Origin of the sequence: Acinetobacter sp. 18QD2AZ41W (assembly GCF_009829025.1) — a bacterium.
Taxonomy (GTDB): Bacteria; Pseudomonadota; Gammaproteobacteria; order Pseudomonadales; family Moraxellaceae; genus Acinetobacter; species Acinetobacter pseudolwoffii.
In genome coordinates, this window is the sequence record NZ_WURP01000001.1 from 210,228 (window position 1) to 228,234 (window position 18,007).

The window sequence follows — 18,007 nt, forward strand, 5'->3', positions numbered from 1 at the left end:
AGCATCAGAGACATCATGAAGATATCTTTGATTGCTCAACTGTATTGGGCAACCCAAAAATCAATAACAAACCAAACAAAGTCGATGCGGCGGCAAACATAAAGATGGTTTCTCCGCCAATTTTATCCCAATAATAGCCCGCCAGAATGCTGCCACTTGCTACGCCTAAGCCCCACATGGTGCTATATAAAGCCTGTCCACGGCCTTGCTGTGCAGCAGAGAAGTTCTGAAAAATAACCCGCATGGCGATCATGTGAAATAAACCAAAACTCAAGGCATGAATCGTTTGGGCAAAAAATTGTGCCACAAATGCAGATGGAAATACGCCTACAATCAGCCATCTGAAGCCAGTCATCAACAGGCAAAGTATCACCAGATGACGCCATGACCAGCGTGTCAGAAAGAAGGTAGCATAAGCAAACATAATAATTTCGGCAATAACCCCAATGGACCAAAGCAATCCGATCTGACTGCTACTAAATCCCGCCTGACTAAGATAATTACTATAAAAACTATAAAACGGCGAATGTGAAAACAGCATGATCAGTTCAATCAGAAAAAAGCTGTATACAACCGGGCGCTTGAAAATCGGCCAGAGGGCTTCCAGCTTTTTCTGTGCAGTAGGCGCCGCCGTAGGTTCTTTAATGCTAAAAGACCAGAGAAAAGCCAGAAATGAAATACACAGCAATAAAACTGGAAGCATGCTAATGCTGATAATTTCAAAGATGGCGCCCAAGCCGAATACACCGATAATAAATCCAACCGAACCCCATTTCCGGACTTTGCCATAAAGTTCTGCTCTTTTTTCCCCGAGCCAGAATAGAGTCACGCCTTCAAATTGTGCCAAAATCGCATTTTGAAAAAAGCTGAAAATCAGCATCAGTAAAGCCACTGACTGAAAGCTGTTAGGAATGATAAACATCATCAACCAGATACAGGCTTCCATCCAGGTGGCAATCCGTACCAGCAACATGCGCTTACCAGATTTATCTGCAATCCAGCCCCAAATAAAAGGCGCAAAAAACCGAGTGAGAATCGCAATAGAAGATAAAACACCGATTTCCTGATAGTTAAAGCCTTGGTCTTCCAGATACAGACTCCAGAACGGCATGAATGCGCCCACAATCGCATAGTAGAAAAAATAGAATCCTCCCAGTCTGGTACTGATTGCAAGTGCTTGCATTAGATTGTATTCCTTTGCATCTTCAATGGCTTATAAATACTAATAGTTGCGTCATATTGCATTTGTTTTGCCTTCATTGCAGTTCAAAGGTCTACAAATCCACAGAAAATATATTTTAAAAAAATTTGTAGACTGCACCCTAAGGCACGAAATTTTCGTAAGTTTATGGCTAAATGTGGCTAAAGTAAAAAATCAATATTGAAAGGCATTTACAATCATAAAAACATGAATCTAATTTTATAGAGCAACCTCGGATAAAAATGGGAATATTTTTAAGAAGAAGTTATTTCAATTCACCTTTGATACTTAATAAAGCAAAGTTACGGGAATATTGAATACTTTTGAAATAAAAACACGCTTTAAATCTTCTCTCCAAATAGCTAAGCCACTGATTTAAAATCTTCAATCCTCTATTTAAGAGGCCTATTTTTAGAACTAAAATACTCATTGTGGAGTTTAGGTATCGAAGCAATATCCGATAATTCCACTGACTTCGCACTTTAGTAGACAAATCATCTACCTGCACCATAATTCAAAAATATGCCGAAATATAAATAAGATATAAATCTCGAAATCCTACATATCGCTACACTCGCATCTCTAAATCATCTCATTGTAAGTGCTTTTAATATGCCACTCTAGGCAGGTCGAATCTTCGACAATTAAAATTGAGAAACTTATGTTAGTTAATACAAATACTGCTCAAAAAGCGTCTTTCAATCAATTTTCTAATAATGCGACTGAGAACAAACCCAAGCCAAATGAGCAAGAGCAAAAACCGAATCAAGGAGAGCCAGCTCCTATAACCAAAGAGCAAAATGATCAAAAAAATCAGGCGGATAAGAAAAACTCATAATATTATGTTGAATTAATAAAAGAAGCCTATCTCCCTGATATAATGCCAGTCAGTTAAGCAAAAAAAGTTAAAATGCTGTAAAAAGAGCGTATTTACATACGCTCTTTTTTTATGAATTTATCTCAGAATCTAGATTTAACATTAAAACAAACCCTACCTTCACTTTCACAATTCAGTGAATTGATTGATTTAAACTGGATTGAAGATTGCTTAAACCAAACAGGTAAAGCATCAATTCGAAAAAGAAAACTGCCTGCTGAACATGTTGTTTGGCTGGTAATCGGACTTGCTCTATTTCGAAATCAACCGATTTGGTATGTGGTTCAATAATTGCAACTTGTTTTCGGTACGGCAGAATACTGTGTACCGAGTGCATCCGTACAAGCAAGATAGCGCTTAGGCTTAGAACCCATGAGTGCTTTATTTTCGACATTAAGTCAGGCATGGTTTAAAGACTCACAACAACAATATAGCAGCTTTCACGGTCTATGCGTTTGTGCTGTAGATGGTGTGGTTTGGTCTATGCCTCATACAGAAGAAAACTTTAAGCACTTTGGTTCATCCAAAGGCAAAACAGCAACTGCACCTTACCCACAAGTCAGAGCGACTTGCCTGGTGAATACCAATACTCATGAAATGATTGCTGCTGATTTTTTAGTGAGCTGGCAATCTCAGGCAGAAGAGAGTCATTGGTTGATGCGAGCAAAGGACAACCTGCGTTATGAAGTGATTCATCATAATGCGGCCCATGACTTTCAGATCAAAATGCCTGTTTCAGTAAGAGCAAAAAAGATAAATCCGTCATTGGGTGACTATTGGGAAGCACGTTTAATTGAAGTTGAATATGCAGGGAAAATAAGACGTTACATTACATCATTAACAGATTCTAAAGTTTATCCATTCAAAGACCTTGCAATGCTTTATATCCAGCGTTGGGAAATAGAAATGTGTTATCGGGAAATTAAAAGTGATTTACAGGATGCAAGGATTTTAAGAAGCAAACAACCTGATTTGGTCTATCAAGAATTGTGGGGAGTATTTATTGCTTATAATATCTTAAGAAGACAGATGAGGTTTATCGCTGAACATGCAAAGGTGAGTCCTTTAAGGATCAGTTTCCATATTGCATCCATGAGTATTATCAATATCTTAAGGCACACACCTTTAGAATCAGCAGGAAACCTACCCAAACATTTAGCGCAATTATTTGAACAATCTAAAATATTTGTATTACCTGAAAAAAGGCAAAGGCAATGTCCGCGAGTAGTGAAAATTAAAGCACAAAAATATCCAAGAAAATGCCAGTCAATTTCTTAACTGACTGGCATTAATCTCCCTGATAGGCTTTTTGCATTCAAAAGATAACCATTTTCCATAAAAGCCTGAGAAATAAAAAAGCCCATCCTATGATGAGCTCTTTAATCCAATAGATCTAATTCTTACGAAGCTGCGAATTCTTGCAGTACAAATCGTTTTACACTTTCATCAAAATTTGGTCTGGAAAGAGCGAGCTTGCCATTTTTCATAGATTTATAACAATAGCTTGCGGCTACGCCTACACCAAACAAAGTCAACAACTTCATTGCTCACCTCATTAACTGTCAGATTTGAATACAAAAATTAGCATTCAAATGTGTAGTTTTCCAACCCAATTTAGAGTGTTTTTTGTACTCCATGTTAATTAATGTATGGGTAGAAAATAACAAAGCTGACCATTAGATAAGCTGTTTGAACGTCAAAGTCTAATTGTTGATGTGCATATCAACCCAATTAAGGAAGCTGTTTTTATCCGTAAATTTAGGTGCAGAACTTATGCTCAGTATTTCTTTATTTCCAAATTTACCACTAATGTTATGGAATGCTTGGACTCTAAATTCCTGAGGCTCTCCTTCGTGCAGCGTTCTAAAATACTCTACTGACTTATCAAACTCACTTTTCTCTTTAAAGCTAGGACGTTCTTTTAAAAACTCATAAACTTGTTCTAGAGCGGGTAAATAATTATTTCTAGGCATTCTGTATTCTCTAAAATTATGAGTTTTATTGTGAATGCCTATTCTGAATTAATAGTGATAAGAATGTTTAAGCTTTTCTTACCGTTTATGTAACCCTTTCTTCTTTCAAGCAGTCACGACATACTTTCACTTCTTTACCATCCGCTTGGCATTCGATTTCTGTGACACCATGAAGACCGAATAAACAAAAGATAAAATGCAGCATGATCTTTCTCCGCAAAAGATAGCTCCTTCAGGCAAAGGAGGCAAAACTGGAAATAAAACTATAGCAATGGAATCTGGGCGCTCATTTTATCGAAGATTATTTTTCATCCATTGGCGAAATAATTACATTCATATTCACCATAAAAATTCCGTTTCCAGACCCAACTACATTTACGATTTCGAATTGTTTTGAGGTCATCATTCTTATAGTTTAATTGTTATCGCAGATCAGAATGCTAAGCAAAGAGGTCGGTCATGTGTTCAAACTATGAATTCCCCTCAAAAAGTCAGCTCTCTTTATTAGATCTTCATGCAGAACAACTTGAATTGAACATGAAATCACATGTTTACCCCTTAGCACCTGCTCCTATCATGATGCGAGGTGCTGAGGGGTTTGAGTTAGATATTGCACGTTTCGGACTGATTCCCTTTTGGGCGAAAGAATTAAAATATGGTCGACATACTTACAATGCCCGAACTGAAACAATAGCGTCCAAGCCAAGTTTTCGACATGCCTGGAAAAATAACCAGTTTGCTTTAGTGCCCGTGGATACTTTCTATGAACCTAAATATATCGATGGAAAACCGCACTGGTTTGGTATTTCACGTGAAGATGGCAACCCTTTTACCGTTGCAGCCATTTATGATGATGTGCTCATTGAGGGTGAAAAAATCAGATCATTTTCGATGCTGACTATAAATTCCGATCAATACCTATTGATGAAACAGTTCCACCATCCAGATGACGAGAAGCGCTCGATTATTGTGATTCCTGAAGAATCACGCCATGATTGGTTATGCTGCGATCATGAACAAGCTCATGAGTTTTTCTTTGAAATGAGAGATGAGTTTAGAGCGAAACCCAGAGATCACCGGTTGTCGAAAAACTAAAAGCCCTAAAGCAAGTTAGGGCTTTTAAAATGTGAAAGAGCTATTTTTGTTCTCTCAATGGATTTTCCGGTTCTGCATTGGGTTTTTTCTCTGGCTTCACGCCCTTATACGAATCCTGATTGCCTTTATCATCATTAGATTCTTTTTGCGGATTTGATTCTTGCTCTGATTTATTGGTCATGTGTATCTCCTTTATCGATCCATTAAGAAATAAATATGACATCTGATCCTAAACATCAATATTATTTATGTTTCACATTCACTTTTTAGAAAAGCAAACTTTTCTGGAGGCGCTCTCACCTTTCACGACACTTGAAATTTAAATAATCAAATGAGCAGCGCTACCTGATTAGACAGCACAGCATGGAAATATCAGCTTAGGCGGGCATCGATTAAAAGAAAGTATCTGCCGATACATCAAAGCGCTCAGACAAGGCCTTGATATGACGGATATTCAGCTGACGTTTGCCATTCAATATTTCTGAAATTACTGATTGTGTCGCGACATCAGACAAGTCTGCTTGACTAAGCCCGTGTTGCTCCATCAACAAGGCCAAGGCCGTTCGTCCATCACCTTCTGGCATGGGTAGATGTTCATGCTCATACGCCGAAACCAGATCACCCAGTTGATGAATAAGCCCCATTAAAGGATGTGATTCATCATCACCGACAATATCCAAAAGCTCATCTAGGGCTTCAGTTAGTGTATGAAAGTCATCCTCATTTTCCGGCTTGCTGAGCAATGGTGCAACATAACGCCAGTGATCAACGGCCTGTTTAATCATTGCATTCATTCTAACCTTCCTTCCAATGACCTTTATCATATTCATGGTGAGACAAGACATGGCGAATATAAACGCGTTTTGCCTGATACATCACCACAGCAATCAGCCGAATCTTGTTTCCACCGATATCGAATACATGAAACTTTCCAACCTTATCTACTGCTGGAAAGAGTCTCTTCATTTCAGCAAAATCCTTAGGATGATTGGCCTTCATCAGTCGATACCAACCATCTAATGCCGTTCCAGCCTGTGGCCACTTTTGCGTTGCTTCAAGAATTCGAGCGTGGGTGATCACATGCATATATTTTATCGCATTTTGCTATATTTCTAGTATATATAAATTATCGCATTTTGCAATATATTCTTATCCGACTATTTTAGTTCTCAATTTTAATCATTTATCGTCATGTAATCCTATTTAAATCATAATCTTATAAAGTATAGATTGTGACCCGTATCATTTAAATCCAGTTGAGTTCAATCGTTATCTTGGATTTTTATTATAAAAATTTCACCCACAAACAAAACCCCCGCCAACTGATGATTGAACGGGGATTGAGCTTCATTAATACATCCGGTGAATTGGAACATTATTCAATATCTTTCAAGCAATCACGACACTCTTTCACCTCTTCATGATCACAGGTGTAATTGATTTCAGTCGCACCATGAAGGCCAAATAAACAAAATATAAACTGGATCATGCTTTTCTCCTGAATGTAACAAGCTTAATCAGTGATTAAGCTTGTATTGATTTTAAGACTCAATAACTCGATACGGAATAATCGGATCACGACCTGAGTAATAACTTAACCGCCTGAATACATTTCACAATTCAAGCAAAGTTAAGTTTTTGGCATTTAAGTTCGTGCAGGCTCTTCACTTTTAGTCTTTTGATCCTTCTTACAATGATCATTGCCCATCATATGACACATTTTTTCTTTGCAAGATTTAAAACAACAACCTACCATCACGCCCATGCCAAATGCACATATACATCTCATCATAGCTTTGCCCTGTCTTTTTATAAAAAGAGATATATAAATACCATCTATTCATGTTTCACTCTTGAGAGAATTTTCAGGCTTTATGTTGTATATGAAAACTTATGTGAAAGAGAATAATTAAAGTAAAAAGCTCTCATTGAGCAATCCGTGTTTATAAACAAGAAAAAGCCTGCTTAACTCTCCTAAATTAAGCAGGCTTTATAATGTGCTGATTTTCTAATTATTTTCATTAAGTTCTTGGAATGAAGCCAAGATATCACTGGCCCAGCAGTCAATCTGTGTGTGATATATAGAGGCTATGTTTCTAAATGTGCAATAAGCGTTACTTTTCTTAATTGAATGGCTTTAATTTAGGCAAAATATATTTTATTCGTTAAATTTTATGCTTAAGAGAAAACAGATGGACACTTTAGATCAATATGCATAACAATAAATTTGTTCATTTTTTAGGATAAAATTCCCTGTTGCTGTACTGTATGTGAATATCAGGAATTTTTGACTTCTTCTAAAGTTGGTCGATGACTGCTTTCTTTTTGGCTATTTCTCTCTATAATTTTTGATATGACAAATAACAAGATTTTGACATCATGATAAATCGTATACTGATTACTTTATTGATAAGTCTGACAATAAGTGGCTGCCAAAAGCAGCAAGCCGACAGTTCAGCGGAACCTGATCAAGCCCTCAAAGCCCAATTTGAACAATCAGATAATCAACTCAGTGCTTATCTGGACAAACTAGATTCTTCCAGTATTAGTCCAGAAGAAAGAACACACATACTCTGTGAACAATATCCTAAAGAATATAAAACTCGTTATATGCCGGCTTTATTAAAACTTATGCCTCAGGAATATACAGAAAAAGGACTGCTTACAGATTTAGACAATGCGTTAAGCTTTTATAAGCAGAAAGCCAATATCCAGTGTTAATTCATACTGATTAACGTCTATAACCAAATTTTTACCCTAAAAAAACCGCCTGATTCAGGCGGTTTTTTTATGAACGTACAGCTTAAACAGAATTAACGCTACAGTTTTGGCAGATCTTATGAATCATACCCACGCTGCTGGTTAATTCTATTATGGCTGCTAGTTCTGTTGATTATTCCAGATCTTGTTGAGATTGCTGGTTTTTTTGCTGATTACGCTGTGGCTGCTGTTGTTGCTGCTGATCGCGCTGTTGTTGGTTATTCTGTCCCTGCGGCTGTTGTTGCTGCTGGTTATTTTGTTGCTGGTTTGGGTTTTGCTGGTTGTTTTGCTGACGCTGTTGATCTTGCGTGCCTTGTTGGTTTTGCTGTTGTTGCTGTTTCTGTTGGTCTTGCTGTTGATTATTAGCCATGGTGTAACTCCTTACTATTTGCTTTAAATTAATTAAAAGCCGATAGAGTTTCGACTTAATATCTACTCTATGCATTTTTCAGAATTCTCCAACCTATAACCTGTTACAGATTAATTCAATGTAAAAAATGGTAAGCCAAGTAGTTGAAATCAAGATTAATAAGCAACATAAATTACTTTATCCAATAAAATAGACACATGATGAAAGATAATATGTTTCGAAATTTTTATTATTCAATAAAAGGAATAACTTAACCTGAGTAAAATATATAAAAAAGACATTTAAAATATTTTAAAAAATAACAATATATTATCAAGTAAAATATATTAAAAATCTATGCTCATGATATTTATGATTAAATTCAATAACTCAGCCTAAGTATTAATATTTTTAAAAATGGAATAAAACATGCAAAAGGTAATTTTTCTAAACAGTTTTTTAATAAACGAATATACGATACGTAACATTGAATCACGTATAACGACTAAGTTGTTTCCAATTTATCTTGACTTTAATAAAAGATATTTATCAATCAGACTGACATTAATTTTGGTAATTTTTTATTTTTAAAAAGCTTTTATTAACTTAATGTTAGCCAAATAATAAGCCTCTTAAAAAAAGAGGCTTATTCACTTTAAGGTTTATCTTAGATATTCACAACTTTAACAATAATCGTTTGGGTATCTTCCTGCTCTTCAGCCAGATGTAAACGTTTAAGCTCTTTGCTTTTTACTTTGAACTGTAAATTCTGATAAGAAATCGTGCTTGGAATCTGATCAAAATATTGACCATCAGCATCAATTTCTTCCTGAAATAATGGTGTACCCAATTGGTAGTCAAGACTTTTTAAGACTACATATTTTACTGTGGTTTTCATTCTAACGCCCTACTTTCACTAAGCACTTTATTTTTATTTTTACCACTGTTCAGCTTGAGAAGAAACCTCTATTTGAAAAAATAGTCTAAGCTTTAACCACTCAGGTTTTGTGATCAAATCAGTATCAAATTGTACTAATCCATGAAAAATTTTAACTTTCATAAAAATATAAATATACTCGGAGTTGAACGACAGAAAAAATCTGTCTAAATTAAGCTAAAACCACTCGGATCATAAAGAAAATATAGAGACTATGATAAAGACCTGTTGTAACTTACTCGAAGAGAAAAATATAAAAATTGCCTTTATCGAAAGTGCAAGCTCTGGATATCTATGTAGCCAGTTTTCCATCTGTAAAGCTGACGGCGCCGAAATTCTGGCCGGTGGATTGGTCTGCTACGATGTTGGTGTGAAAACTTCGGTATTAAACATTCCCCAGGCTTTGATCAATAGTTACACTGCCGAATCCATGCCAGTTACTGTTGCCCTGGCAGACGCGGGTAAAAAGATGTTCCGGGATGCAGACTGGATTATTGCCTGTACAGGTTTGCTTAAACCCGGTGGTAGTGCGACACCAGAGAAACCGGAAGGGACTTTTTTTGTAGCAATTAATGATGGTACTCAAGTGCATCAATTCCAGTATTATTTGAAAGGTACTCCACTCGAACGTCTGAATAAACTGTCTGCCGTGGTTGCACACGATATGATTAATCTACTCAATCATTAATCTAGTTTTATAATTACGCCGCAACAAGCTTCATTATTTCTACTGTATTTTAAGATAGATTAGCATGATCAAATGCTAATCTATTTTTTGCGGGTAGAATAACCATGAATATTAAAACTGCGCTGTTTCTGCTCCCTCTTGGCTTGCCCAGTCTGGCTTTTGCTACGGTCGGTGGCCCACAAAATATTGAAATTCTAGGCTATGAAGTCAAAGAGCAAAAGCTCTATGTCATGCGTCATTACCTTGATGGTCGTGGGCGCTTACCACAGCTGTATTATTATAATTTTAAATCCGCAAAACCGAATCAGTTGATTCAGGTCAACTCCTTATATATCAATCCAAAAACCAAACGTATTGATTATGACCAAGACAGTCGCAAGTTTGATCAGGACATTGCCAAAATCAAAAAGCGTTTAGTTCCGCTGAGTCCGATTCAAAGTTCAAAGCCACAACTTAAAATGTTAAAAACCACAACAGGGACGGCAGCTGCCTGGTACGATCCACAAGAAAAAGTGCCAAAATGGACTTATCAATATCAAGTCAAATCTGGCTCACAAAAAAGTCCGACTCATCAAGCGATCAGTTATCAGCAAGGTCTAAAAATTAGCCAGGCCTATAAAGTTCCTAAACAGAATAAAACGCTGGTGACAGTCAAGTATTTGGGGATTCCTTTTGAAACAGGCTATAGCATTGAAGATCCAGTCCTGTTAAGTCGATAAAAAATAAGGTCTCGATTGAGACCTTATTTTTTATTCAAGATATTAATAAATATTAAGCCGCTGTAGAACGCTCGGCGATCGGTACTACTTTACGCAGTTCAGGCCCAGTATAATCCGCGCTTGGACGGATAATACGGTTGTCTGCACGCTGTTCCATCACATGTGCTGCCCAACCTGTGACACGTGACATGACAAAAATCGGGGTAAACAGCTTGGTTGGAATGCCCATAAAGTGATAAGCCGAAGCATGGAAGAAATCGGCATTACAGAATAATTTCTTCTCACGCCACATCACTTCTTCGCAGCGCACTGAGACCGGATACAGTACCGTATCACCGACATCTTTGGCTAAACGCTCAGACCAGATTTTGATGATGCCATTACGCGGATCATTGTCTTTATAAATCGCATGACCGAAGCCCATAATTTTTTCTTTACGTTCCAGCATGCCCAGCATTTCACGTTCAGCTTCTTCAGGCGAAGTCCAGTTTTCGATCATATCCATTGCAGCTTCGTTAGCACCGCCATGTAGAGGGCCACGCAAGGAACCGATTGCACCGGTAATACAAGAATGCATGTCAGATAAAGTCGATGCACATACACGCGCCGTAAAGGTCGAAGCATTAAATTCATGCTCTGCATATAGAATCAGAGAAACATTCATCACCTGTTCATGCAGTTGATTTGGCTTTTCGCCACGTAATAAATGCAGGAACTGTGCACCGATTGAATCATCATCCGTATTTTCTTCAATACGTACACCGTCATGACTATAACGATACCAGTAACAGATAATTGCCGGTAAAGTGGCAAGAATACGGTCTGCAATATCCTGTTGCTGTTCAAAAGACAGTTCAGTTTCAAGATTGCCCAGCATCGATACGCCAGTACGCATCACATCCATCGGATGAGAATCGGCAGGAATACGCTCTAGCACTTCTTTTAAGGCTTGAGGTAGCGTGCGCAAAGATTTTAATTTGGCTTTATAGGCAACTAACTGCTCTGAAGTTGGCAGTTCGCCAAAGAAAATCAGATAAGCCACTTCTTCAAACTGGCAATGTTCAGCCAGATCCTGTACGTCATAACCGCGATAGGTCAGACCTGCGCCACTTTTGCCTACAGTTGAGAGTGAAGTTTTCCCTGCCACTTGTCCACGCAATCCTGCGCCGGTGAGTACTTTTCCTTCAGCCATTTTTTTAATTCTCCTGTTTAAACAGTTTATCTAATGTGTCTTCGAAGCTGTGATAATCTAAAAATTCGTAGAGTTCTTTGCGTTGCTGCATAATATCCAGCACATTCACCTGAGTGCCGTGTTCACGCACCGAACGCATCACTTCAAGGGCTGCCTTTTGCATGGCACGTGTCGCTGATAATGGATACAGCACCATGCCAATACCCTGCTCTGCCAACTCATTTACCGTATAATACGGTGTATCACCAAATTCGGTAATATTTGCCAAGACTGGCACACCAACTGCATCGCATACGGTGCGATACATGGTGATATCGGTCATCGCTTCGGCAAAAATTGCATCTGCACCCGCTTCAACACAGGCACAAGCACGATCAATCACCGCTTGCAGGCCTTCTTTTTGTAGCGCATCGGTACGCGCCATGATCACAAAGTTTGCATCGGTTTTCGCATCGACCGCCGCTTTAATACGATCGACCATTTCCTGCTGTGACACAATTTCTTTATTTGGACGATGACCACAACGCTTTTGTGCCACCTGATCTTCAATATGCACTGCGGCTGCACCAGCTGCAATCATCTGTTTGATCGTGCGGGCAATATTTAATGCGCCGCCCCAACCGGTATCGATATCGACCAATAAAGGTGTATCAACACGTTCTGTAATCCTGCGTACATCTTCCAGAACATTATCCAGACTGGTCATGCCCAGGTCAGGCAAACCATAAGAATAATTCGCGACACCCGCACCTGATAAATAAATGGCTTTATAACCGACTTGTTTGGCCATCATGGCAGCATAGGCATTTACCGTACCCATAATTTGCAATGGTTTCTCGACTTCAAGTGCTTGTCTAAATCTTAGACCTGCAGACATTTGTTCTGTCATCTTCCTTTTCCACAGTCTTGGCTATAATTATTGAAACTCGAGTATACTCATTTGGCTTGCTCATTCCACAATCTGATAGAACAAATACTCTAAAACTTTAGTCAAATTTTTAAGTTTTACTTTACCTAATCCGGCAAATACTGCGCTTATGCGGTGCAATTATGAAATATGTACATATATTTGCTATGATGGCATTTCAATCTTTATTGACATGTTGATGTATTATCTCCTATGCAAGACCTCGTCCTAGAACCGCTCGCCAAAGACCTGCCGCAGACCAAACGTGGTCATGAGCGCTGTATTGCGCTGCTGAACAGTGCAACCGAGCTGTTTCTGGAACGGGGTTATGATGCTGTGTCTCTCGATGATATTGTTCAGCATGCAGGTGGCTCCAAAGCCTCCATTTATAAGTACTTTGGCAATAAAGAAGGCTTGTTTAAAGCCATCTGTGATTATCGTCGTATCAAGTTTTTTGAAGATATCAGCATTCCGATCGAACTGATGGCACTGGATTTTCGTAGTTATCTGGTTCACACCTTGCTGAATTTTTATCATCAGATCATGCAACCTGAAAACTCGGCCTTCATGCGTCTGGTTCTGGAACAGAGTCAGCGTAATCCAGAACTGGCTCAGCATATTCATGAACACGGTCCTGTACATGTCCAGAGTGCGATTGCCACTGCATTAGAACAGGCAGATGCACAAGGCTTATTGCATTGTGAAAATCCGCAATATTCGGCTCAGCTATATTTTGGTATTTTGCGTAATCTGGAATGGCGCATCCTGATGGGAATTTCCATACAAGAAGATGATCAGGAAATCGACAAATACATCAGTTATTGTGTGGATCGCTTTTTAGACGGTCATCAAAAAGTCTAGTTTTTTTGCATTTTTCATTGCTTATAGTATATTAGCCGATTCCGTATTTTTTCTTAAACTAACCAACAACTGATTGTTGATCGAGTTTTTCGGCAATTATTGTGGAGTAACGAATGGCTCTCCGTCACTTTCTCACCTTACGCGATTTATCAACTTTAGAACTTAACCAGATTTTGCAACGCGCAATTGAGCTTAAGCGCAAACAGCATAACAATGAAGTGTTCCAACCATTTGTTGGTAAAGTGATGGGCATGATTTTTGAGAAATCGAGTACCCGTACGCGTGTTTCGTTTGAAGCTGGCATGAGCCAATTTGGTGGTAGCGCAATTTTCCTGTCTTCTCGCGATACCCAGTTAGGCCGCGGTGAACCGATTGAAGATTCTGCACGCGTGATTTCAAGCATGCTAGATATCGTGATGATCCGTACTTTCGGTCATGATATCGTGGAACGTTTTGCATCTTATTCAAAAGTTCCTGTGATTAATGCTTTAACAGATGATCACCATCCTTGCCAGTTACTTGCTGACATGCAGACCTATGTAGAGCAACGCGGCTCAATCGAAGGTAAAACTGTTGCCTGGATCGGTGATGGCAACAACATGTGTAATTCATATATTGAAGCAGCACACATGTGGGGCTTTAATCTGAAAATTGCAGCGCCAAAAGGTTATGAACCACAAGAAAAATTCCTGTCTGAATTTGCGCATTGTGTTGAACTGGTCGATACCGCGGAAGATGCAGCCGTGAATGCTGACCTGATTGTGACTGACGTTTGGGCAAGCATGGGCCAGGAAGAAGAACAAAAAATCCGTGAGAAAGCCTTTGCAGACTATCAAGTGAATGAACGCCTGATGGATCTTGCGCATCCGGATTGTTTGTTTATGCACTGCTTACCTGCGCACCGCGGCGAAGAAATTTCAGAAAACTTGCTTGACCATAAAAATGCCGTGGTTTGGGATGAAGCTGAAAATCGCTTGCACGCGCAAAAAGCTCTGGTTGAATTCCTGATTAATGAAAATCTGAAAAAAGACTAAATTAAAAGCTGAATCTTCACAAATTAAGCACCAATCTCTGGTGCTTTTTTTGTCTCAGCTCTTATAATCATGATTGAAATGGAATAAAAAGTGATGTTATACAATGCAAAATAAATATTGGGCCCTGGCACTATTGGCAGGTTTTAGCAGTGCCACCTTCTCTGTTCATGCTTCTGAATTTGATCAATATCTTCAGGAAAAAAATATTATTGACAGCAAATTTAAAATTCAGAAAAAAGCTGAACTGAATGAATTACTCGCGGTACTCAGTGCAGAAGATTCCAGAACTTTACCTTTACAGATCGACCAGAATACAATTATTGAACAATTACAGTTAAGTGCCAATAAAACCACATTAAAAGGTTTAATCACCACACCGGATTTTAGCCAATTTGAAAAAGATCTGGGCCGCAAAGAAGTGATGAAAATGATCCGTAATAATCTGCTCAATAATTGCGAGATTTTCTTTGAGCATCGCTATCAGATTGAAAACCCATACAAGGTCGAGCTCAGCCTGAGCTCGCAAACACAAACCTATAAAACTGACATTTCCCAGAAAGATTGCAAATTGAAATAGTCTAAAGAAATAAGATATTGGCTTTTATTCAGGATTAAAACATCAAGAAAACAAAGAGGTCGCTATAGCTACCTCTTTTTGATGAGGTTTGCTGTTATATCCTGCTAACGCACCAAACCTTGCGGCTGTAGAATTATAATCAGTGCCCCCAGTATTACCACCATCCCGCCAAGTAAATCCCAACGTGACAGCGTTACTTGATCAACGAAGCGCAACCACATTAGCGCCGAAAAAATATAGATCCCACCATAAGCGGCATAAATCCGTCCAGAAGCAGCCGGATGCAAGGTGAGTAGCCAGACGAAAGCCGCCAAAGCCAGAGCTGTCGGAATCCACAACCAGTGACTTCTTCCCTGATTTAAAATCAGGTAGGGAAAATAACAGCCTAAAATTTCCATCAATGCCGTGACCAGAAACAGGCAAAAAGTGGTGAGCAGCTTGGTAATTTGAATATCCATGATTTATCTTTTGAACTGTATGAATGAATGTGATGATTTAAAATATGAGTGCATGAAAAAACCCGTGCTTGCACGGGTTTTATTTTTTTCATATTGATTAAGCAGGTTCAGCAGTCTGGTCTTCAAAGACTTCAAGTTTTAAGCCAACAGCTTTACCATTTTCTTTCTTCACCGACACTGCAACATTACCGCCATTTTCAGCCAGTTCACCAAACAGGATCATTTCTGCCAATGGTTTTTTCAGGTGTTCCTGAATCAGACGCTGCATTGGGCGTGCGCCCATTAAACGGTCATAGCCTTGCTCTGACATCCATTCACGCGCACTCTGATCCACTTCCAGCATGACTTTCTTATCATCCAGTTGCGCTTGAAGTTCGGTCAGGAATTTATCCACGACATTTTCAATGATGCTGCTTGGCAATGCCTTGAACTGAATCACGCCGTCAAGACGGTTACGGAATTCCGGAGAGAAGGCTTTCTTCATCGCTTCCTGGTTATCGTTGCTATTGTCCTGTTCCATAAAGCCAATGCTAATACGTGAAATACTTTCAGCACCAATATTGGTGGTGAGTACCAAGACCACGTTACGGAAATCCGATTTACGTCCGTTATTGTCGGTCAAGGAACCATGATCCATAATCTGCAATAACAGGTTAAAGACATCTGGATGCGCTTTTTCGATCTCATCAAGCAATAGCACACAATGTGGATTTTTATGAATCGCATCAGTCAACAAACCACCCTGATCAAAACCGACATAGCCCGGAGGTGCACCGATTAAACGCGACACTGCGTGGCGTTCCATGTACTCGGACATATCAAAGCGAACCAGCTCTACGCCCATCTGCTTAGCCAGCTGCTTGGTCACTTCGGTTTTACCGACACCGGTTGGGCCAGCAAAAACAAAGCTGCCCACAGGTTTATCTGGAGATTTCAAACCGGCACGAGACAGTTTAATGGCAGACGCTAAAGCTTCGATCGCTTCATCCTGACCAAAGACCACCCGTTTCAGATCGCGCTCAAGATTTTCCAGTACGCTCTTGTCATCTTTAGAGACCGTTTTTGGTGGTATACGCGCAATTTTCGACACGATATCTTCGATATTTTCTACCGTGATCAAACTGTCATCTTGTTCAGCTTTTAAACGGCGCTGCGCACCTGCTTCATCAATCACGTCAATGGCTTTATCTGGCAAGAAACGGTCATTGATGAACTTCGCAGAAAGTTCAACCGCAGATACCAATGCCTGATCGTCATATTGCACATGATGGAAATCTTCAAACTTGGATTTCAGGCCACGTAGGATATCAATGGTTTCAGAAATAGATGGCTCATTCACATCGATTTTCTGGAAACGGCGTGACAAAGCATGATCTTTCTCAAAGACCTGACGGTATTCCTGAAAAGTGGTTGAACCAATGCAACGTAAAGTGCCATTGGCCAATGCAGGCTTGATCAGATTCGATGCATCCATGGTGCTGCCCATACTGGAGCCTGCACCAATAATCATGTGAATTTCATCAATAAACAGCACAGCTTCAGGTTTCTTTTTCAGCGCATTTAAAAGCTGTTTCAAGCGTTTTTCAAAGTCACCACGGTATTTTGTTCCGGCAACTAATGCTCCAATATCCAGACTGAAAATTTCAGCATTTTCGAGTGGTTTTGGCGCTTTACCATTAACGATCAACCATGCCAAACCTTCTGCAATCGAGGTTTTACCGACCCCCGGATCACCGACAAGAAGTGGGTTATTTTTACGGCGGCGGCACAGAATTTGAGCGGCACGTTCAATTTCTTTTTCACGACCAATCAGTGGATCGGTCTTGCCCTTTTGCGCTTCGATATTGAGATTAGTCGTATACAGTTCAAGCGGACCTGAACTGGCTGAAGATGCAGACTCACCATCGAGGTCTTCAATTTCTTCTTCACCCTGTACTTCTTCTTTACGCGTACCATGAGACAGGTACTGAGTTAGCGTAAGGCGATTAATTTGATGACGTTTCAATAGATAGACGGCAAATGAGTCACGCTCAGAATACATCGCAACCAGAATATCAGCACCTTCTACAGTCCGATCACCACCGCTAGATTGCACGTGAAAAATCGCGCGCTGCAAGATCCGGTCAAAACTTTCTGTTGGGTGTGGTGCCTGATCACTATTTTCACCAAGCTTAGGGGTATGCTGTTCTACGTATTCTTCTAATTCCTTGCGCAACACGATAATGTCTGCGCCACATGCTTTAAGCGCATTTACGGCAGAGTCATTGTCAAGCAAGGCTAATAATAAATGTTCTACGGTCAGGAACTCATGTCTCTTTTGACGAGCCATGCTGACAGCCAAACGTAGTGATACTTCTAATTGACGACTGAGCATGTAAC

At 39.4% G+C, this 18,007-nt stretch carries 19 protein-coding genes and 1 pseudogene; 9 read left to right on the forward strand and 11 right to left on the reverse strand.

Annotated elements, in window-relative coordinates; all coding sequences use genetic code 11:
- Window positions 1–13 precede the first annotated feature (13 nt).
- A complete protein-coding gene (locus GVV58_RS00925; protein ID WP_159515794.1) occupies window positions 14–1,183 on the reverse strand; it encodes an MFS transporter in 1,170 nt (389 codons plus the stop codon).
- Between the two features lie 679 nt (window positions 1,184–1,862).
- On the opposite strand from GVV58_RS00925, the gene GVV58_RS15405 reads away from it, so the two are divergent.
- Both GVV58_RS15405 and GVV58_RS00930 read left to right on the forward strand, forming a co-directional pair.
- Window positions 1,863–2,039 carry a hypothetical protein gene (locus tag GVV58_RS15405; protein ID WP_005096822.1) on the forward strand — a complete coding sequence of 59 codons (177 nt, stop codon included), beginning with the start codon at window positions 1,863–1,865 and terminating at the stop codon, window positions 2,037–2,039.
- A gap of 111 nt (window positions 2,040–2,150) precedes the next feature.
- A pseudogene (locus GVV58_RS00930) lies at window positions 2,151–3,356 on the forward strand (IS4 family transposase).
- A 425-nt stretch (window positions 3,357–3,781) separates the two neighbouring features.
- On the opposite strand, the gene GVV58_RS00935 reads toward GVV58_RS00930, so the two are convergent.
- Window positions 3,782–4,051, reverse strand: coding sequence for a hypothetical protein (locus GVV58_RS00935; protein ID WP_100328666.1), 270 nt, complete (start codon window positions 4,049–4,051; stop codon window positions 3,782–3,784).
- 459 nt (window positions 4,052–4,510) lie between these two features.
- Here GVV58_RS00935 and GVV58_RS00940 point away from each other — a divergent pair, with 459 nt between their 5' ends.
- A complete protein-coding gene (locus tag GVV58_RS00940) occupies window positions 4,511–5,146 on the forward strand; it encodes an SOS response-associated peptidase family protein (RefSeq protein ID WP_100357157.1) in 636 nt (211 codons plus the stop codon).
- A 40-nt stretch (window positions 5,147–5,186) separates the two neighbouring features.
- On the opposite strand, the gene GVV58_RS15410 is transcribed toward GVV58_RS00940, so the two are convergent.
- From GVV58_RS15410 to GVV58_RS00950, 3 genes are all read right to left on the reverse strand, one after another.
- Window positions 5,187–5,327: a hypothetical protein gene (locus tag GVV58_RS15410; RefSeq protein WP_005096816.1), complete on the reverse strand. Its 141-nt coding sequence runs from the start codon at window positions 5,325–5,327 to the stop codon at window positions 5,187–5,189.
- Window positions 5,328–5,538: 211 nt separating this feature from the next.
- Window positions 5,539–5,940 (reverse strand): helix-turn-helix domain-containing protein, encoded by a 402-nt coding sequence (locus GVV58_RS00945; RefSeq protein ID WP_005096813.1) that lies wholly within the window; start codon window positions 5,938–5,940, stop codon window positions 5,539–5,541.
- A gap of 1 nt (window position 5,941) precedes the next feature.
- Window positions 5,942–6,232, reverse strand: coding sequence for a type II toxin-antitoxin system HigB family toxin (locus tag GVV58_RS00950; protein WP_005096812.1), 291 nt, complete (start codon window positions 6,230–6,232; stop codon window positions 5,942–5,944).
- Between the two features lie 1,293 nt (window positions 6,233–7,525).
- Between GVV58_RS00950 and GVV58_RS00955 the strand changes: the two genes are divergently transcribed.
- Complete coding sequence (locus GVV58_RS00955) at window positions 7,526–7,867, forward strand: hypothetical protein (RefSeq protein ID WP_159515795.1); 342 nt, start codon at window positions 7,526–7,528, stop codon at window positions 7,865–7,867.
- Window positions 7,868–8,039: 172 nt separating this feature from the next.
- On the opposite strand, the gene GVV58_RS00960 is transcribed toward GVV58_RS00955, so the two are convergent.
- A complete protein-coding gene (locus GVV58_RS00960) occupies window positions 8,040–8,276 on the reverse strand; it encodes a hypothetical protein (protein WP_005096808.1) in 237 nt (78 codons plus the stop codon).
- A 646-nt stretch (window positions 8,277–8,922) separates the two neighbouring features.
- On the reverse strand, window positions 8,923–9,153 hold the full coding sequence (locus tag GVV58_RS00965; protein WP_004280185.1) for a hypothetical protein: 231 nt from the start codon (window positions 9,151–9,153) through the stop codon (window positions 8,923–8,925).
- Between the two features lie 253 nt (window positions 9,154–9,406).
- Between GVV58_RS00965 and GVV58_RS00970 the strand changes: the two genes are divergently transcribed.
- Both GVV58_RS00970 and GVV58_RS00975 read left to right on the forward strand, forming a co-directional pair.
- Window positions 9,407–9,880, forward strand: coding sequence for a CinA family protein (locus GVV58_RS00970; RefSeq protein WP_100328670.1), 474 nt, complete (start codon window positions 9,407–9,409; stop codon window positions 9,878–9,880).
- A 98-nt stretch (window positions 9,881–9,978) separates the two neighbouring features.
- Entirely contained in the window at window positions 9,979–10,599 is a 621-nt protein-coding gene (locus GVV58_RS00975; RefSeq protein ID WP_205668327.1) for an aminotransferase, read from the forward strand.
- Window positions 10,600–10,651: 52 nt separating this feature from the next.
- On the opposite strand, the gene prpC is transcribed toward GVV58_RS00975, so the two are convergent.
- Window positions 10,652–11,791 (reverse strand): 2-methylcitrate synthase, encoded by a 1,140-nt coding sequence (gene prpC / locus GVV58_RS00980; protein WP_159138138.1) that lies wholly within the window; start codon window positions 11,789–11,791, stop codon window positions 10,652–10,654.
- A gap of 4 nt (window positions 11,792–11,795) precedes the next feature.
- Entirely contained in the window at window positions 11,796–12,680 is an 885-nt protein-coding gene (prpB, locus tag GVV58_RS00985; RefSeq protein WP_100328672.1) for a methylisocitrate lyase, read from the reverse strand.
- A gap of 231 nt (window positions 12,681–12,911) precedes the next feature.
- Here prpB and GVV58_RS00990 point away from each other — a divergent pair, with 231 nt between their 5' ends.
- The 3 genes from GVV58_RS00990 (at window position 12,912) to GVV58_RS01000 (ending at window position 15,170) form a co-directional block, all read left to right on the forward strand.
- The gene (locus tag GVV58_RS00990) at window positions 12,912–13,559 is read left to right on the forward strand and encodes a TetR/AcrR family transcriptional regulator (RefSeq protein WP_005171084.1); all 648 of its coding nucleotides are present in this window, start codon (window positions 12,912–12,914) and stop codon (window positions 13,557–13,559) included.
- A 113-nt stretch (window positions 13,560–13,672) separates the two neighbouring features.
- Entirely contained in the window at window positions 13,673–14,593 is a 921-nt protein-coding gene (gene argF / locus GVV58_RS00995; protein WP_005171086.1) for an ornithine carbamoyltransferase, read from the forward strand.
- Window positions 14,594–14,696: 103 nt separating this feature from the next.
- The gene (locus tag GVV58_RS01000) at window positions 14,697–15,170 is read left to right on the forward strand and encodes a hypothetical protein (RefSeq protein ID WP_005171087.1); all 474 of its coding nucleotides are present in this window, start codon (window positions 14,697–14,699) and stop codon (window positions 15,168–15,170) included.
- 104 nt (window positions 15,171–15,274) lie between these two features.
- On the opposite strand, the gene GVV58_RS01005 is transcribed toward GVV58_RS01000, so the two are convergent.
- Window positions 15,275–15,628, reverse strand: a complete 354-nt coding sequence (locus GVV58_RS01005; RefSeq protein WP_005096798.1) for a YnfA family protein — start codon at window positions 15,626–15,628, stop codon at window positions 15,275–15,277.
- 97 nt (window positions 15,629–15,725) lie between these two features.
- Window positions 15,726–18,002: an ATP-dependent Clp protease ATP-binding subunit ClpA gene (gene clpA / locus GVV58_RS01010; RefSeq protein ID WP_005171089.1), complete on the reverse strand. Its 2,277-nt coding sequence runs from the start codon at window positions 18,000–18,002 to the stop codon at window positions 15,726–15,728.
- Between the last annotated feature and the right edge of the window lie 5 nt (window positions 18,003–18,007).

Bases quoted from the DNA above. Each gene is read 5' to 3' on its own strand.
- GVV58_RS00925 (WP_159515794.1), bottom strand. From the start codon at position 1,183: ATGCAAGCACTTGCAATCAGTACCAGACTGGGAGGATTCTATTTTTTC.
- GVV58_RS15405 (WP_005096822.1), top strand. From the start codon at position 1,863: ATGTTAGTTAATACAAATACTGCTCAAAAAGCGTCTTTCAATCAATTT.
- GVV58_RS00935 (WP_100328666.1), bottom strand. From the start codon at position 4,051: ATGCCTAGAAATAATTATTTACCCGCTCTAGAACAAGTTTATGAGTTT.
- GVV58_RS00940 (WP_100357157.1), top strand. From the start codon at position 4,511: ATGTGTTCAAACTATGAATTCCCCTCAAAAAGTCAGCTCTCTTTATTA.
- GVV58_RS15410 (WP_005096816.1), bottom strand. From the start codon at position 5,327: ATGACCAATAAATCAGAGCAAGAATCAAATCCGCAAAAAGAATCTAAT.
- GVV58_RS00945 (WP_005096813.1), bottom strand. From the start codon at position 5,940: ATGAATGCAATGATTAAACAGGCCGTTGATCACTGGCGTTATGTTGCA.
- GVV58_RS00950 (WP_005096812.1), bottom strand. From the start codon at position 6,232: ATGCATGTGATCACCCACGCTCGAATTCTTGAAGCAACGCAAAAGTGG.
- GVV58_RS00955 (WP_159515795.1), top strand. From the start codon at position 7,526: ATGATAAATCGTATACTGATTACTTTATTGATAAGTCTGACAATAAGT.
- GVV58_RS00960 (WP_005096808.1), bottom strand. From the start codon at position 8,276: ATGGCTAATAATCAACAGCAAGACCAACAGAAACAGCAACAACAGCAA.
- GVV58_RS00965 (WP_004280185.1), bottom strand. From the start codon at position 9,153: ATGAAAACCACAGTAAAATATGTAGTCTTAAAAAGTCTTGACTACCAA.
- GVV58_RS00970 (WP_100328670.1), top strand. From the start codon at position 9,407: ATGATAAAGACCTGTTGTAACTTACTCGAAGAGAAAAATATAAAAATT.
- prpC (WP_159138138.1), bottom strand. From the start codon at position 11,791: ATGGCTGAAGGAAAAGTACTCACCGGCGCAGGATTGCGTGGACAAGTG.
- prpB (WP_100328672.1), bottom strand. From the start codon at position 12,680: ATGACAGAACAAATGTCTGCAGGTCTAAGATTTAGACAAGCACTTGAA.
- GVV58_RS00990 (WP_005171084.1), top strand. From the start codon at position 12,912: ATGCAAGACCTCGTCCTAGAACCGCTCGCCAAAGACCTGCCGCAGACC.
- argF (WP_005171086.1), top strand. From the start codon at position 13,673: ATGGCTCTCCGTCACTTTCTCACCTTACGCGATTTATCAACTTTAGAA.
- GVV58_RS01000 (WP_005171087.1), top strand. From the start codon at position 14,697: ATGCAAAATAAATATTGGGCCCTGGCACTATTGGCAGGTTTTAGCAGT.
- GVV58_RS01005 (WP_005096798.1), bottom strand. From the start codon at position 15,628: ATGGATATTCAAATTACCAAGCTGCTCACCACTTTTTGCCTGTTTCTG.
- clpA (WP_005171089.1), bottom strand. From the start codon at position 18,002: ATGCTCAGTCGTCAATTAGAAGTATCACTACGTTTGGCTGTCAGCATG.